The sequence below is a fragment of the Streptomyces sp. NPDC030809 genome (assembly GCF_055572195.1).
This window is the reverse complement of the sequence record NZ_JBVIDV010000003.1, coordinates 378,991-395,253: the sequence shown is the minus strand read 5'-3', so window position 1 is coordinate 395,253 and position 16,263 is coordinate 378,991. Positions and strand designations below refer to the sequence as shown.

The 16,263-nt window shown below is 72.1% G+C and carries 14 protein-coding genes; 11 read left to right on the top strand and 3 right to left on the bottom strand.

The annotated features are described in order from the left end of the window. Positions 1-230 precede the first annotated feature (230 nt). Complete coding sequence (locus ACZ407_RS06490) at positions 231-890, bottom strand: hypothetical protein (protein WP_468125992.1); 660 nt, start codon at positions 888-890, stop codon at positions 231-233. A gap of 137 nt (positions 891-1,027) precedes the next feature. Beyond that, the gene (locus ACZ407_RS06485) at positions 1,028-1,807 is read right to left on the bottom strand and encodes a bifunctional DNA primase/polymerase (protein WP_468125991.1); all 780 of its coding nucleotides are present in this window, start codon (positions 1,805-1,807) and stop codon (positions 1,028-1,030) included. A 475-nt stretch (positions 1,808-2,282) separates the two neighbouring features. On the opposite strand from ACZ407_RS06485, the gene ACZ407_RS06480 reads away from it, so the two are divergent. Beyond that, on the top strand, positions 2,283-3,821 hold the full coding sequence (locus ACZ407_RS06480; protein WP_468125989.1) for a PP2C family protein-serine/threonine phosphatase: 1,539 nt from the start codon (positions 2,283-2,285) through the stop codon (positions 3,819-3,821). A gap of 154 nt (positions 3,822-3,975) precedes the next feature. Further along, positions 3,976-5,457: an aminopeptidase P family protein gene (locus ACZ407_RS06475; RefSeq protein WP_468125987.1), complete on the top strand. Its 1,482-nt coding sequence runs from the start codon at positions 3,976-3,978 to the stop codon at positions 5,455-5,457. A 107-nt stretch (positions 5,458-5,564) separates the two neighbouring features. Here ACZ407_RS06475 and ACZ407_RS06470 read toward each other — a convergent pair whose 3' ends face one another. Beyond that, on the bottom strand, positions 5,565-6,032 hold the full coding sequence (locus tag ACZ407_RS06470) for an ATP-binding protein (protein WP_468125986.1): 468 nt from the start codon (positions 6,030-6,032) through the stop codon (positions 5,565-5,567). A gap of 221 nt (positions 6,033-6,253) precedes the next feature. Between ACZ407_RS06470 and ACZ407_RS06465 the strand changes: the two genes are divergently transcribed. From ACZ407_RS06465 to ACZ407_RS06425, 9 genes are all read left to right on the top strand, one after another. Continuing rightward, positions 6,254-7,021, top strand: a complete 768-nt coding sequence (locus ACZ407_RS06465) for a hypothetical protein (protein ID WP_468125984.1) — start codon at positions 6,254-6,256, stop codon at positions 7,019-7,021. A 186-nt stretch (positions 7,022-7,207) separates the two neighbouring features. After that, the gene (locus tag ACZ407_RS06460) at positions 7,208-7,942 is read left to right on the top strand and encodes a YcnI family copper-binding membrane protein (RefSeq protein WP_468125982.1); all 735 of its coding nucleotides are present in this window, start codon (positions 7,208-7,210) and stop codon (positions 7,940-7,942) included. A 36-nt stretch (positions 7,943-7,978) separates the two neighbouring features. After that, on the top strand, positions 7,979-8,632 hold the full coding sequence (locus ACZ407_RS06455) for an SCO family protein (RefSeq protein WP_468125981.1): 654 nt from the start codon (positions 7,979-7,981) through the stop codon (positions 8,630-8,632). Then, on the top strand, positions 8,629-9,093 hold the full coding sequence (locus ACZ407_RS06450) for a copper chaperone PCu(A)C (protein ID WP_468125979.1): 465 nt from the start codon (positions 8,629-8,631) through the stop codon (positions 9,091-9,093). The genes ACZ407_RS06455 and ACZ407_RS06450 overlap by 4 nt, the downstream gene beginning before the upstream one ends. An 81-nt stretch (positions 9,094-9,174) precedes the next feature. Further along, positions 9,175-11,250 carry a copper resistance CopC/CopD family protein gene (locus ACZ407_RS06445; protein ID WP_468125977.1) on the top strand — a complete coding sequence of 692 codons (2,076 nt, stop codon included), beginning with the start codon at positions 9,175-9,177 and terminating at the stop codon, positions 11,248-11,250. A 5-nt stretch (positions 11,251-11,255) separates the two neighbouring features. Next, complete coding sequence (gene efeB / locus ACZ407_RS06440) at positions 11,256-12,521, top strand: iron uptake transporter deferrochelatase/peroxidase subunit (protein WP_468125976.1); 1,266 nt, start codon at positions 11,256-11,258, stop codon at positions 12,519-12,521. 42 nt (positions 12,522-12,563) lie between these two features. Next, positions 12,564-13,499 (top strand): prephenate dehydratase, encoded by a 936-nt coding sequence (gene pheA / locus ACZ407_RS06435; protein ID WP_468125974.1) that lies wholly within the window; start codon positions 12,564-12,566, stop codon positions 13,497-13,499. A 633-nt stretch (positions 13,500-14,132) separates the two neighbouring features. Further along, the gene (serS, locus tag ACZ407_RS06430; RefSeq protein ID WP_468125973.1) at positions 14,133-15,422 is read left to right on the top strand and encodes a serine--tRNA ligase; all 1,290 of its coding nucleotides are present in this window, start codon (positions 14,133-14,135) and stop codon (positions 15,420-15,422) included. After that, on the top strand, positions 15,419-16,225 hold the full coding sequence (locus tag ACZ407_RS06425) for an HAD family hydrolase (protein ID WP_468125971.1): 807 nt from the start codon (positions 15,419-15,421) through the stop codon (positions 16,223-16,225). Before serS ends, ACZ407_RS06425 begins: the two co-directional genes overlap by 4 nt. The last annotated feature ends 38 nt before the right edge of the window (positions 16,226-16,263 follow it).

Sequence of the window (16,263 nt, the reverse complement as noted above, 5' to 3'; positions counted from 1 at the left end):
GCGTGCCCGCATTCGGGTGGACCGGGGCCCCGAGCGGACCCGATGATCCGGAATGAGCCATTCAATATGGCGCGCAGGCGTGGTGACTCGGGTCACAACTCCCGCTAATCGTCGGCAAATCGGTGTCCGAATATCCGAGATCGAATTTGCGAACACGCGATCTCTTGTTACGGTTCTTGTAGCCCGGTCGCTGGTGCATCCCCCGTCGCCAGCGACCGGGCCCTTCCATTTCAACCGTCAACCGGTTCCCCGGAGTTGCTTCCGGCGCGCAGCAGGAGCGGACCCTCTCCGTCCGGTGCCCCGTATTCCGCAACGGCCGTCCACCCGCCCGGAGCCCCCTCCGAGGACTCCTTCGGGGTCTCGCACACGTCCGGCTCGTCGCCCGCCGCCACGGCGCAGTGGATCTGCACCGTCCGCCCGGCCGGACCCATCAGCGACAGCACGGCGCCCAGCGGGCGCCCGCTCGTGTTCCGGTAGTAACTCCGCGCCCAGGTACGGCCCTCACCCGTCAGCACGCAGGTCTGCGCCTCGACCCCCTCGGGGGAGGAGAGCTCGGGTCCGCACCGCGCGTCCGTCCGCGGCTCCGCGCCGCCGGGGGCCGGCGGCGGCGCCGGGTCCTGCCCCGCCGGATCCCGTACGTCCGGACCCTGCGCGTCGGGCCCGACCGTGCCGGATTTCCGCACACCGTTCTGCGCGCCGGGATTCTTCGCCCCGGCTTCCTGCGCCCCGGCGCCCTCCGCACCGGAGCCACGGTCCGACAGGCCCAGCGAGGACATCAGGCCACCCCCGTCGGAGCGGAGCCCGCCCGCCGGACCGGCGAGCGCGCCCGCGAGCGGGACCGACAGGATGATCAGCACACCGGCACCGATACCGATCATGCGGAGATTCATTCGCCGAAGATAGCGACGCCGGAACGGGGCACGGCGGGCCGCACGCCCAATTCCCGTGGAACTGGCCTCCGGTCACACCCGTTCGAGTGAAGCGGCCCGGCGCCGCACCTCCGTCAGTACGCCAGGCCGCGCCTCTCTCAGTACGCCAGCCTGCTGCCGCCGCCCGGGGCCCCGGTGCTCGCCTCGACCAGCGCGTCCACGACCGCCTCGACATCGGGCAGCCAGGGCCGCTCCCCGGCCCGCGGGGCCCGCTCCCAGCCCACCGGCCCGCTGCCGGTCCGCGAGGGCGGCAGCACCAGGTAGCCGCCCTCCCCGTGGAAGCGCAGCGAGGAGGGCACGCAGTCCTTGGCGTACAGCAGCTCGCCGAGCCGTTCAAGCGAGTACGGGGCGACGAGGATCGCCATCCGCGTGGGCGTGACCAGCACCGGGCCGAGCCGTACGCCCATGGCGTCGAGCCGGGCGAGCGCCTGCGCGCCGGCCGCGGCGGGCAGGCTGACCGCGCAGGGCCCACTGCCGCCGGTGGTGAGGACCACCGGCGCCTCGGGCCGCCCGGTCCACCACCAGCGGATCATGCGCGCGTCCGTGGTCGCGGCGAGCAGGCCGGGATCGAAGGGGTGCGCGCCCGGCACCACGCAGTGGGGGTCGGGGCAGGCGCAGCGGGCCCGCCCGCCGCCGCCCGCGGAGCCGGGGAGGAGGGCCCGGGAGCCCCGGCGGCCTGCCGCCGGGGCGGACGCCCCGCCGGTCGGCCCGGGCACCAGCCCGACTCCCGGGACCACGGGCCAGCGCCAGGCGGTGGCACAGGTCAGAGCCGCGTCGAGGAGGGCGGACGGGCGGTCGCCGCGCCGGGAATTCCCTCCCGCTCCGTCCGGGGTCGCCCCGAGGAGCCGTCGGAGACGCCTTCCGAGGATCTCGCGCATGAGCGCTCGTTCCTTTCCGTTGAACGCCGAGGCCACATCACACCATGTATGCGGTTTCTCACCACACGTACACGTTTCGCGTCACTGTCCGCTTACTGAGGTTTCACGCGGTTCGTGCAGTTCTTACCGGTTCATGAAACGCCCGGCGGGGCCGGCGCGCGACTGGCGCCGGGCGGGGCCACGGTGGAACGGATCCGTGGGCCCCTGTGAACATGTCCCGCCGATCGGGGATGAGGCGCGGCCTCCGGCGACAAGGACGTACGAGCCTCGCCGGGCGGTTCCCGCCTGGACCCAGGGCGCGCCAACGCACCCTGGCCATCACCGATTACGTACCCATCACGCACGATATGACGCTCTGCTGGGCAGGTTCAGTCGACCGCAAAAGAGGTCCGCTCCCGGCATTTTTCGGCCAAGTTCGAGCCTTGGCCGCACGGTGAGTTGTCGCCCCACGGACACCAGGATTCCCACCTGGGCAATGCTGGACATCGCTCCACCTGTGCGTGTAGATGTGGACCTCTTGCAGGCGGTGCAGATTGATCTGGGGGTTTGCAATGTTTTATGGCGAATCGCACCAGGTGGAAAGGCGGATGCCATGAACGCCCCGCATCTGCCGAAAGTGGCTGGAATCGATCCAGCAGTTTCGACTCCCCCGCACACTGCCGCGCCCGCCCGCACGGCACCCGCGCCCGCCGCCGGCCCGCCCCACCCGCCGGCCCCCGGCACGGTGCTCCAGGACCGCCTCGCCGGCTGGGTCTCCGACCTCACCACCCTGCACGAGCTCACCGAGCGCCTCGCCCGTACGACGAGCCTCGACGAGTCCCTCCGCGAACTGCTGAAAGCCGGTGCCGCCCTGGTCGGCGCCCGCCGCGGACTGGCCGTGCTGGAACCCGCCGACGGCCTCGGCCCCGCCAGCACCATCGGGCTCGGACTCGGCCACGCCGAACTCGGGCACATCGAGACCGTCCCCCGCAGCGCCACCTCGTACGGCCGCATCCTCGACGGACTCCCCGACGCCGAAGGCGGCAGCGAACAGCTCCCCGAGCCCGACGCCGCCGCCGGCAGCGGCGGGTACACCACCCCCGTGGACCCCCGCTACCGCGAGGTCGCCGCCCGCCTCGGCTACGCAGCCAGCTACGCCCTGCCCCTCGCCACCGAATCCGCCGGCCGCCTCGGCGCCGCGGTCTGGCTCTACGACGAGCACGCCGAACCCACCGAGCGCCAGCGCCACCTGGCCGGCCTGTACTGCCGCTACGCCACCGAGCACCTCGGCCGCGTCCTGGAGACCGAACGCGCCCGCACCCGGCTCGCCACCATCTCCGAGGAACTGCTCCCCAGCCGCCTCCCGCGGGTCTCCGGAGTCCGCCTGGCCGCCCGCCACCGCACCGGCCCCCTCGGCGGCGGGGACTGGTACGACGCCCTCCCCCTCCCGGAAGGCGCCCTCGGCCTGGCCGTCGGCTCCGTCACCGGCTCCGGCCCCAGCGCCGTGGCCGCCATGGGCAGACTGCGCGCCTCCCTGCGCGCCTACGCCGTCATGGAGGGCGAGGACCCCGTCGCCGTCCTCTCCGACCTCGAACTGCTGCTCCGGCTGACCGAGCCCGCCCGCTCCGCCACCGCCCTCTTCGCCTACTGCGAACCCGCCCGCCGCAAGATCCTCCTCGCCGGGGCCGGACACACCCCGCCCCTGCTCATCGGCGAGCGCCGCACCGAGTACGTGGAGACCTCCCTCTCCGCCCCGCTCGGCATGCTCTCCTGCTGGGAAGCACCCAGCGTGGAACTCGAACCCGCGCCCGGAGAAACGGTGCTGCTGTACACCGACGGGCTGCTCCAGCGCACCGGCGACCCCATGGACCGCGCCTTCGCCCGGCTCCACGCCGCCGCCGCGAGCGTGCCCAAGGCCGCACGCGAGGACCCGGCCGCCCTCTGCGACCACGTCCTGCGCACCGTCCTCCCGGACGGCAGGGACGCCGTCGACTCCGACGAGGACGTGGTCCTGCTCGCCGCACGCTTCGACTGAGCCCGGCTCCCGCTCCGGGCCCCCCGCCACCGCGGTGCGCCCGGCAGCTGCCCCGGTCCGCTGATCTTGGTAATGGGTCCTACGGCCCTGGGCCCCCTTCCGCACGACCGTACGATGGAAGCGGTTCAGTGTCGTACCAGGAGGAGACGGACCCGTGGCCGAAGAGCTCAACCCGGAGACGCCGGAGAACCCGGAAACCCCGGAAAAGGCGCAGCCGAAGAAGAAGATCAAGCAGCGGAAGAACGGCCTGTACCCCGCCGTCACCGACGAGCTCGCCGAGAACATGCGTTCCGGCTGGGCCGACACCGAGCTGCACGGGCTCCAGCCCATCGAGCAGGCCGCGCACACCGCGGCCCGCCGCGCCGCGCTGTCCGCCCGCTTCCCCGGCGAGCGCCTGGTCATCCCCGCGGGCCGGCTCAAGACCCGCTCCAACGACACCGAGTACCCGTTCCGCGCCTCGACCGAGTACGCCTACCTCACCGGCGACCAGACCGAGAACGGCGTCCTCGTCCTGGAACCCGGCACCGAGGGCCACACCGCCACCATCTACCTGCTGCCGCGCTCCAACCGCGAGAACGGCGAGTTCTGGCTCTCCGGCAACGGCGAGCTGTGGGTCGGCCGCCGCCACTCCCTCGCCGAGGCCGAGCAGCTCCTCGGGCTGCCCGCCTCGGACGTGCGCGAGCTCCCGGAGGCCCTCAAGGAGGCCACCGGCCCGGTCCGCGTGGTCCGCGGCCACGACTCCGTCATCGAGACCGCCCTGGCCGACAAGGTCACCGCCGAGACCGACGAGGAACTGCGCGTCCACCTCTCCGAGGCCCGCCTCGTGAAGGACGCCTTCGAGATCGGCGAGCTCCAGAAGGCCGTCGACTCCACCGTCCGCGGGTTCGAGGACGTCGTGAAGGTCCTCGACAAGGCCGAGGCCACCAGCGAGCGCTACATCGAGGGCACCTTCTTCCTGCGCGCCCGCGTCGAGGGCAACGACGTCGGCTACGGCTCGATCTGCGCCGCCGGCGCCCACGCCTGCACCCTGCACTGGGTCCGCAACGACGGCGCGGTCCGCTCCGGCGACCTGCTGCTGCTCGACGCCGGTGTGGAGACCCACAGCCTCTACACCGCCGACGTCACCCGCACGCTGCCGATCAACGGCACGTACACCGACATCCAGCGCAAGATCTACGACGCCGTGTACGAGTCCCAGGAAGCCGGCATCGCGGCCGTCAAGCCGGGCGGCAAGTTCCGCGACTTCCACGACGCCTCGCAGCGCGTCCTCGCCGAGAAGCTCGTCGAGTGGGGCCTCCTCGAAGGCCCGGTCGAGCGGGTCCTCGAACTCGGCCTCCAGCGCCGCTGGACCCTCCACGGCACCGGCCACATGCTCGGCATGGACGTCCACGACTGCGCCGTCGCGCGCACCGAGGCGTACGTCGACGGCACCCTGGAGCCGGGCATGTGCCTGACGGTGGAGCCCGGCCTGTACTTCCAGGCCGACGACCTGACCGTGCCCGAGGAGTACCGCGGCATCGGCGTCCGCATCGAGGACGACATCCTCGTCACCGAGGACGGCAACCGGAACCTCTCCGCCGGGCTCCCGCGCCGCTCCGACGAGGTCGAGGCCTGGATGGCCCGCCTCAAGGGCTGACACCCACGCACCGCCACCGCCGCCGGGCGGGAATCCCGTACGGGATTCCCGCCCGGCGGTGTTTCACGTGAAACACCGCCGGGCGCCCGCGCCCCAGGACCCCTGCCTCAGGACACCTTGAGCAGCGCGCCCTCGCGCCACTTGAGGACCTTGTCGAAGCTGACCACCGCACCCCGGCCGGGCCGGTTGCGGAACCGCACGTGGTCCGCGAGCTGCTCGATCAGGCACAGGCCCCGCCCGTGCTCCCCCATCCCCCCGCCGCCCCGGGGCCGGGCCTCCGACCGGTCCGGGAAACCCGGACCCGAATCCGCCACCTCGATCCGGCAGCAGTCCCCGTCCAGATAGGCGGTCACGTGGTACCCCTCCGAGCCGTCCGGCACCCCGCCGGCCCCATCCGGCAACCCGCTGCCCCCGTGCTCCACCGCATTCGCACAGGCCTCGGTGAGCGCCACGGAAAGCTCGAAGGAAATGTCCGGGTCCACCCCCGCGGTCTCCATCGCCCCCATCAGCAGCCGCCTGGCGAACGGCACGCTCGCCGCCTCGCGCCGCAAGTGGAGAGACCACCAGATGCTCATACCGCTACCTATTGCCGCCCAGGGCAGCCCGTAAGCGCCACAAGGGCTGCGCAGCCCCCCAATGGCCGATGCGCGCCCCTCCCGCACCGGTGTATGCCCCCCGCGCCACCCGCCCGGCCCCCCGCCGATCAGCCGCACGGGCGAAGCACCGAACGGGACGCATGGGATCTTACGGACCTGCCGTAGGGGCGCCGTGAGCGCAGTGCGATGATGACCCGGCCATGCCTTACCCCCGCCTGATGCGCACCGGAGCCGGACCACGGCTCCTGAGGGCCGCGGTGTTCACCGCGGTCTGCGTCGCGCTGTCCGGCGCGGGCCACGCCGTGGCCTCCTGCGCGGCCGTCCCCCTGTGGGCGTACCTCGCCGGCTTCCTCGGCGTCTTCGCCTGCGCGGCCCCCCTCTCCGGACGGCGCCGCTCCCTGCCCGGCATCACCGCGGCACTCGCCGGCGGACAACTGGCACTGCACTCCCTCTTCGGCCTCGGCCAGCACACCACCGCTCCGGCCGGCGCCGAAGGCTCCCTCCCGGAACTCGCCGCACGGCTCATCTGCAACGGCGGCTCCGCACCCCTCAGCCCTGCCCGGGCCCGCGAAGTGCTCGACGCGGCCGGCATCGACCCCGCCACCGCACTCGCCCAGGCCCACACCCACCAGGCCCTCACCGCCGGCGAACCCGCCACCGGACTGCTCTCCCCGGCCATGCTCCTCGGCCACCTGCTGGCCGCACTCGCCGCCGGCTGGCTCCTCGGGCGCGGCGACCTCGCCCTCCAGCGGCTCCTGGAACTCTCCGCGGACAACACCCCCGTGCGGCCACTGCGCGCCGCACTGGCCCTCGTACGCGCCCTGCGGGCCGGACTCGCCGACCCGCAGCACCCGGCCCCCGGACGGCCCCGCCACGAGCGGCCCGCCCCCGGCACCGCCGGCCGGGAAGCACTCCAGCACACGGTGATCCGCCGCGGCCCGCCCGCGGCACTCGTCCTCGCAGCCTGACACGGCACCGACTCCCCGGGAACCAGCCGCTGATCCCTTACGACGGATCAACCGGCACCACCAGATCGACCGGACGACCGGATCCTCCGGACCCCCCGGACGACCCGCGAGGGAGCGGCGGTGCCGTGAGCCCGCGTGCACCCGCACGCGGTCCACCGTTCCTGCTTCCCGTGGAGTTTTCCGCAGATGAAGATCTCTCGCGTACCCGTCGCCGCAGCCATCGCCGCGGGATCCGTCCTGCTGCTCGCCGCCCCCGCCTTCGCACACGTCAGCGTGCAGCCGGGCCAGGCCGAGAAGGGCGGCTACGCCACGATCAGCTTCAAGGTCCCCAACGAGAGCGACAAGGCCTCCACCACCAAGCTGGAGGTCAGCTTCCCCGCCGACCACCCCCTCGCCTCCGTCATGGCACAGGACGTGCCCGGCTGGACCGTCCAGATCACCAAGGGCAAGCTCGCCAAGCCCCTCACCCTCCACGGCAAGCAGATCACCGAGGCCGTCACCAAGGTGACGTGGACCGGCGGCAAGATCGAGCCCGGCAAGTTCCAGCAGTTCCCGCTCTCCGTGGGACAGCTCCCCGAGGACACCGACCGCATGGTGTTCAAGGCCGTCCAGACGTACGACGACAACCAGGTCGTCCGCTGGATCGAAGAGCCCAAGGACGGCGCCGAGGAACCCCAGAACCCGGCCCCGGTCCTCAAGCTGACCGAAAGCACCGGCGAGGACCACCACGGCGGCCCGGCCAAGGACGGCAAGGACTCCGGCAAGAACCAGGGCGCGAAGGACGAGGACCACCACGACGGCGAGAAGGCAGCCGCCGCCGGCGGCTCCGACACCACCGCCCGCGTCCTCGGCGTCGCCGGCATCGTCGTCGGCGCCGCCGGCGTCGCCTTCGGCGCGGCCTCCCGCCGCCGCTCTTCCTGACCCCCCGCACACCCCTATCAACAGGGACACCTCTCCATGCGCACCACACGTGTGACAGCCGCCGCCCTCGCGGTGGCGGCTGCGCTCACCCTGTCCGCCTGCGGCGGCAGCGACCCCGCCAAGGGCTCGCAGGTCGCCCAGGTGGACGCCTCCGCCAAGACGCAGGCCGCCACCGTGCTCGACCGGCCCTTCGAAAAGCCGGACCTGGTCCTGACCGACACCCGCGGCAAGCAGTTCGACCTCCGCGAGCAGACCAAGGGCAAGCCGACGCTCATCTACTTCGGCTACACCCACTGCCCCGACGTCTGCCCGCTGACGATGAGCAACATCGCCCAGGCGAAGAAGGCACTCCCCAAGGCCGACCAGGAGAACCTCCGGGTCGTGTTCGTCACCACCGACCCCGAGCGGGACACCCCCGCCTCCCTCGGTGAATGGCTCAAGGCGCAGGACCCGTCCTTCATCGGGCTCACCGGCGACTTCAAGACCATCCAGGCCGGCGCCCGCACCATGGGCATCGGCATCGAGGCCGCGAAGAAGGAGGCCGACGGAAGCGTCGTCTCCATGCACGGAGCCCAGGTCATCGCGTTCTCCCCGAAAACGGACGAGGGCTACGTCCTCTACGGCGAGAACACCACAGCCGAGGACTACACCAAGGACCTGCCGAAGATCGTCAAGGGAGAGAACCCGTGAACCGCCGCACCACCACCGTCATCGCCGCCGCCCTCTCCCTGACCGCCGCCCTGGCCATATCGGGCTGCTCCTCCGACGGCGACAAGAACGCCGGCCCGAAGCTCTCCGTCACCGGGGGCTTCATGCCCGAACCCCTCAACAACGAGATGGCCGGCGGCTTCCTGACCGTCGAGAACGACGGCGGCGCCGACAAGCTCACCTCCGTCACCAGCCCCCTCTCGGGCGACGTGCAGATCCACGAGACCAAGAACCAGAAGATGCAGCAGGTGACGTCCATGGACGTGCCCGCCGACGGAGAGCTCAAGCTCAAGCGCGGCGGCAACCACATCATGTTCATGGGCCTGAAGAACAAGCCCAAGATCGGCGACAAGGTCGAGATCGAGCTGCACTTCGAGAAGGCCGGCACCGTCAAGACCCAACTGACCGTGCGGGAACGGACGTACAACCCGAAGAGCGACTGACGTACGACCGCGGACGGCACCACCGCCGTCCGGACCACACCTGACGGTACGACCACCGACGGAACGAGGGACTGACTCGCCATGACGGCCACCGCCCCCGCCCCCGCGCCTGCGGCACCGCTCCTGCGGCTGCTGCTGGTCCTTGCCGCTCTGCTGGGCACGCTGCTCGCCACGGCCTCACCGGCCTCGGCGCACGCCGCGCTGACCGCAAGCGATCCCAAGGACGGGGCGGTGGTCGCCACGGCCCCCGCCCAGGTCACCCTCTCCTTCTCGGAGCAAGTCGCCGTCGGAGACGACTCGATCCGCGTGCTCGACCCGGCCGGCAAGCGGGTCGACACCGGCGAACACCGCGACCTCTGCGACGGAACGACCGTCAAATACGGGGTGGTGCTCCACTCCGGCCTGCCCAACGGCACCTACACCGTGGCCTGGCAGGCCGTCTCCGCGGACAGCCACCCCATCTCCGGCGCCTTCACCTTCTCCGTCGGCGCCCCCTCCAAGACCTCCGTCACCCTGCCCGACCAGGCAGCGGGCGGCGGCCCCGTCGGCATCGCCTACGGGATCGCGCGCTACCTCGCCTACGCCGGCTTCATCCTCCTCGTCGGCGGCGCCGCGTTCATCCTCCTGTGCTGGCGGCGCGGGGCCGGGATCCGCGCCGTACAGCGCGTGGTGGTCTACGGCTGGGCCTCGATCACCGCCGCCACCCTCGCCATGCTGGTGCTGCGCAACCCGTACACCGGATCGGGGAAGTTCGCCGACGCCTTCGACCTCGCCGGGCTCAAGGCCGTCCTGGAGACCAAGACCGGCGCCTCCCTCGTCTCCCGCCTGCTGCTGCTCGGCGCCGCCGCCCTGTTCGTGGCCGTGCTCTTCGGCATGTACGCGCGCCGGCAGACGCCCGAGCACGAAGGCGACAAGGACACCGGCGACCTGACCTTCGGACTCGCCATCGGCGGACTCGTGGTCTCCGGCGGCATCGCCGCCACCTGGGCCCTCTCCGAGCACGCCTCCACCGGCATCCAGCCCGGCATCGCCATGCCCGTGGACATCCTCCACCTGCTCGCGGTCGCCGCCTGGCTCGGCGGGCTGGCCACCCTCCTCGTCGCCCTCTACCGGGTGCCCGACCTGGAGAAGACGGCCGTCCAGCGGTTCTCCCGCGTGGCGTTCGGCAGCGTCCTCGTCCTCGTCGCCACCGGCATCTACCAGTCCTGGCGGCAGCTCGGCAGCTGGAGCGCCCTCACCGGCACCGACTACGGGAAGGTCCTGATCGTCAAGGTCGGGCTCATCGCCGTGCTCGTCGGCGTCGCCTACGTCTCCCGCACGTGGACGGCCCTGTTGGACACCGCCGCCCCCGCCGGGGCGGAGATCGCCGCGCCGCGTGTTTCACGTGAAACATCACCCGAGTCCGAGTCCGAGTCCGAGGCGGGGTCCGGGTCCGACTCAGGTTCCGACCCTGCGTCCGGGTCCGCGCCGGAGACCGGCACCGGCACCCGCTCCGAGCCCGAACCGGCGGCCGAGCCGGAGGCCGAGCCCGAGACGGCAGACGTGCCCGAGCCCGTCACCGTCCCCGAGACCCCGGCCGACCCGCGGCGGGCTGCACAGCTGGCCCGGCAGCAGGCCGCCCAGCGGACCGCCCTCAAGAAGAAGGTCCGCGACGCCGACCCGAACCGGGCCGGACTGCGCCGCTCGGTGCTCGCCGAGGCCTGCGTGGCCGTCGTGCTCCTGGCCGTCGCCAGCAGCCTGACCAGCACCGAGCCCGGCCGCGCGGCCGAGCAGGAAGCCGGCCGGGCCGGAAGCGCGGCGCCCGCGGTACCCAATCGGCCCATCAAGATCCGGCTGCCCTTCGACACCGGCGGCGAGGACGGCCAGGGCACCGCCCGCCTGGAACTCGACCCGGGCCGGACCGGCGCCAACACCCTCCACCTCTTCCTCGACCGGCCCAACGGCAGGCCGCTCGACGCCCCCGAGGTGAAGATCGCCTTCACCCTCGCCGCCAAGGACATCGGCCCCCTGCCGCTCCTCCCCGACCACGCGGCCACCGGACACTGGACCGCATCCGGGGTGCAGCTGCCCCTCGCCGGCACCTGGCGCATCGACATCACCGTCCGGACCTCCGACATCGACCAGACCACCGTGCACAAGAACGTGAAGATCGGCTGACCAGCGTGACCGAGCAAGTGAACATCGAGATCTCCAGGCGGCGGCTCCTCGGCACCGTCGGTGCCGCCGGCGCGGCCGGACTGGCGCTCGGCGCCACCGGCGGCGCCCTGGTCCAGGCCGCCGTCTCCGAAGACCCGGGCGGCAGCCCGACGGGCGGCGGCGCCTCCCTCGGGACGGCCGAAGCCGCCTTCCACGGCGAGCACCAGCCCGGCATCACCGACCCCCTCCAGCTCAAGGGCCACGTCCTCGCGTTCGACCTCGCCCCGGGAGCCGGCCGCAAGGAAGCGGCAGCCCTCATGCGCCGCTGGTCGGACACCGCGCGCCGACTCATGGCCGGCGAGCCGGCCGGCAGCCCCGACACCGGGATCGCCCTGGATGCCGGACCCTGCTCGCTCACCGTCACCTTCGGGTTCGGCCGCACCTTCTTCGACCGCACCGGCCTCGCCGCCCGCCGCCCGGCCGCACTCGACCCGCTGCCCGACTTCTCCGCCGACCGCCTCGACCCCAAGCGCAGCGAGGGGGACCTCTGGGTCCAGATCGGCGCCAACGACTCCCTCGTGGCCTTCCACGCCCTGCGCGCCCTCCAGAAGGACGCCGGAGCAGCGGCACGGGTCCGCTGGCAGATGAACGGCTTCAACCGCACCCCGGGCGCCACCCGCACCCCCATGACCGCCCGCAACCTCATGGGCCAGATCGACGGCACCGGCAACCCGAAGCCCGAGGAACCCGACTTCGACAAGCGGATCTTCGTACCCGCCGCCGGACCCGGCCCCGAGCAGCACGCGTGGATGGCGGGCGGCTCGTACGCCGTCGTCCGCCGGATCCGCATGCTGCTCGACGACTGGGAGCGGCTCCCGCTCGGCAAGCAGGAGCAGGTCATCGGCCGCAAGAAGGCCGACGGCGCCCCCCTCACCGGCGGCACCGAGAAGACCGAGATGGACCTCGACGCCTTCGGAGCCGACGGCAAGCCCGTCATCCCCTCCAACGCCCACGCCCGCATCTCCGCCCCCGAGCAGAACGGCGGCGCGGCGATGCTGCGCCGCCCGTTCTCGTACCACGACGGCATCGCCGCGGACGGCACCCCGGACGCCGGACTCCTCTTCATCTGCTGGCAGGCCGATCCGCAGCGCGGCTTCGTGCCCGTCCAGCGCAAGCTCGACCGCGGAGACGCCCTGTCCCCCTTCATCCGGCACGAGGCCAGCGGCCTGTACGCGGTACCCGGCGGCCCGCGGCCGGGCGAGTACGTCGGGCAGCGGCTTCTCGAGTCGTGAACGCCCCGCGGATCCGGCCCTGCGGCGCACTAGGCTGATCGCATGTCCGCGACTCGTTTCACGTATCTCGGCCCCGAGGGCACCTTCACCGAGGCGGCGCTGCGCACGCTGCCCGAGGCGGCGACCCGCGAGCTGGTCCCCATGGTGTCGGTGCCGGCAGCCCTGGACGCGGTGCGCAACGGCGAGGCCGCGGCGGCGCTCGTGCCCATCGAGAACTCGGTGGAGGGCGGGGTCACCGCCACCCTCGACGAGCTCGCCTCCGGCGAACCGCTGATGATCTACCGCGAGGTGCGGCTGCGGATCGCCTTCGCGCTGCTCGTCCGGCCGGGTACGAAGCTGACGGACATCAAGACGGTCACCGGGCACCCGGTGGCCCAGCCCCAGGTGCGCAACTGGCTGCGGGCGAACCTGCCCGACGCCCTGTGGGAGTCGGCCGCGTCCAATGCCGACGGCGCCCGGCTGGTCCAGGAGGGCCGCTTCGACGCCGCCTTCGCGGGCGAGTTCGCCGCCGCCACCTACGGCCTGGAAGCCCTGGTCACCGAGATCCACGACGCGGAGAACGCCGAGACCCGGTTCGTGCTGGTGGGCCGGCCGGCCCGGCCCGCGGCACCCACCGGCGCGGACAAGACCTCCGTGGTCATCTGGATGGGCGAGGACCACCCCGGTGCGCTGCTGGAACTGCTCCAGGAGTTCGCCGTCCGAGGGGTCAACCTGATGCTGATCCAGTCCCGGCCCACGGGCGCCGGCATCGGCAACTACTGCTTCGCCGTCGACGCGGAGGGGCACATCTCCGACCGGCGGGTGAGCGAGGCCCTGATGGGTCTCAAGCGCACCTGCCCGAACGTCCGCTTCCTCGGCTCCTACCCGCGGGCCGGCGTCAGCCTCGCCGAGGTGCGCACCCCGCGGCCGGGGACCTCGGACCATGACTTCACGGAAGCGGCGGACTGGCTGACCCGCTGCCTCGACGGCCGCGCCTGAGCGGATTCCGGCCGGTGCGTGGGCGTGCCGGGAGCTGGAGCCGAGGCTCGGTGGGCGCTCGGCGGGGGCTCGAGGCCCCGGGAGAGTGGCGGGGCACAGTCCACAGAGTTATCCACAGGGCGCCCTCTCGACCTGGGGACAAGTCGACACGGAGTCCTGGGGCGGTCGACATGTCGGCGGACCCGGCTCGGTGAACGCTCGGGTCACACGAGGGGAACGGCGTCACCCGGCTGGCGTTGATCAACTCTATGGGGCGAGGCATTCCCACCCGAATGAGTGTCTGAGCGGGGTTTGAACAAGGAATGCACCCACCCGCCAAGCGGTCCGGAATGATCAATTCCAGTGTCCACAGCTAACACCCACAGCCTGTGGATAACATTACGGAACTCCACAATTCCTGTGGACAAGGTGGCCCGCTCCCCGCCTCCCCCAAGGCGTCCACATCCCGGACCGTCCACCCTGCGGCACCATCCTGCCCCCTTTCGGGGAATGCCCCGGATTTATTGACTTTCCCGCCAGGGTCCGGATCCGGCCACGGGAAGCCCAGTTTTGCATTTGCGGCAATCAGGACATAGCGACACGCAGCGTGATATCGATGTGAGCCCCTGAACCCCTGCCCGGTAGCCTGGAGGGGTGATTGACCTCCGGCTGCTCCGTGAAGACCCCGACCGTGTCCGCGCCTCCCAGCGTGCTCGTGGAGAGGACGTCGAGCTCGTCGACGCGCTGCTCTCCGCCGACGAGCGCCGCAGGTCTTCCGGCGTGCGCTTCGACGAACTGCGCAACGAGCAGAAGTCGCTCGGCAAGCTCATCCCGAAGGCCTCCCCGGAGGAGCGGGCAGAGCTGCTGAAGCGGGCCGAGCAGCTGAAGACGGACGTGAAGGCCGCCGAGGCCGAGCAGAACGAGGCGGACGAGGCCGCCAAGTCCCTGCTCCTGAAGCTCGGCAACCTGGTCCACCCCGAGGTGCCGGTCGGCGGCGAAGAGGACTTCACCGTCCTGGAGACCCACGGCACCATCCGCGATTTCGCGGCCGAGGGCTTCGAGCCCAAGGACCACCTGGAGCTCGGCGAGGCGCTCGGCGCGATCGACGTCGAGCGCGGGGCCAAGGTCTCCGGCTCGCGCTTCTACTACCTCACCGGCGTCGGCGCGCTCCTGGAGCTCGCCCTCGTCAACGCGGCGATCGCCCAGGCCACCGAGGCCGGCTTCATCCCGATGCTGACCCCGGCGCTGGTCCGTCCTCGCGCCATGGAGGGCACGGGCTTCCTCGGCCAGGCCGCGGAGAACGTGTACCACCTGGAGAAGGACGACTACTACCTGGTCGGCACCTCCGAGGTCCCGCTCGCCGCGTACCACATGGACGAGATCATCGAGGCCGACAAGCTGCCCCTGCGGTACGCCGGCTTCTCCCCGTGCTTCCGCCGCGAGGCCGGCACGTACGGCAAGGACACCCGCGGCATCTTCCGCGTCCACCAGTTCGACAAGGTGGAGATGTTCTCGTACGTGGCCCCCGAGGACGCCGAGGCCGAGCACCAGCGCCTGCTCGCCTGGGAGAAGCAGTGGCTGAACTCCCTGGAGCTCCCGTTCCAGGTGATCGACGTCGCCACCGGGGACCTCGGTGCGTCCGCCTCCCGCAAGTTCGACTGCGAGGCGTGGATCCCCACCCAGGGCAAGTACCGCGAGCTGACGTCCGCCTCGAACTGCGACTCCTTCCAGGCCCGCCGGCTGTCCGTGCGCATGCGCGAGAACGCCAACGGCAAGAGCACCGTCCAGCCGCTGGCCACGCTCAACGGCACCCTCTGCGCCGTTCCGCGCACCATCGTCGCGATCCTGGAGAACCACCAGCAGGCGGACGGCTCGGTCCGCGTGCCCGAGGTGCTCCGCCCCTACCTGGGCGGCCGGGAGCTGCTGGAGCCGATCTCCCAGTGAGCTTCCCGTACCGCCTCGTCGCCACGGACCTCGACGGCACGCTGCTGCGTGGCGACGACACGGTCTCGGAACGCACCCGTGAGGCGCTCGTCGCGGCCACCGCGGCGGGCGCCGCGCACATCATCGTGACCGGCCGGTCCGTGCCCTGGACCCGCCACATCCTCGACGACCTGGGCTACCGGGGCCTCGCGGTGTGCGGGCAGGGCGCCCAGCTCTACGACGCGGGGGCGCACCGGCTGCTCACCTCCGTGACGCTGGACCGGCAGCTGGCCGGGCTGGCGCTGGCCAAGATCGAGACCGAGGTCGGGCCGCTGGCGCTGGCCGCGAGCCGGGACGGGCTGGACGGCCAGGTCCTGGTCGGGCCCGGCTACCGGGTGCAGGAAGGGCCGCTGCCGCACGTGTTCCTCAAGGACACGGCGGAGATGTGGTCGGCCCCGCTCAACAAGCTTTACATCCAGCATCCGGAGCTGGACGACGACGCCCTGTCGGGTGCGGCCCGGCAGGCCGTGGGCAGCCTCGTGGACGTGGTGATGGCCGGTCCGGGCGTGGTGGAGATCCTGCCGCTCGGGCTGTCGAAGGCCACCGGCCTCTCGCTGGCCGCGCGCCGTCTGAAGGTGAAGGCGGCGGAGACGATCGCCTTCGGCGACATGCCGAACGACATCCCCATGTTCGCGTGGGCCGCGCACGGGGTGGCGATGGCCAATGCGCACCGCGAGCTGAAGGCCGTGGCCGACGAGGTCACCGCGTCGAACGAGGAGGACGGCATCGCCGTGGTCCTCGAACGGCTCCTCGGCGCGGCCTGACCGTGTGCGGGAGGTCCGGAGCCGCCCGTGCCGTACGG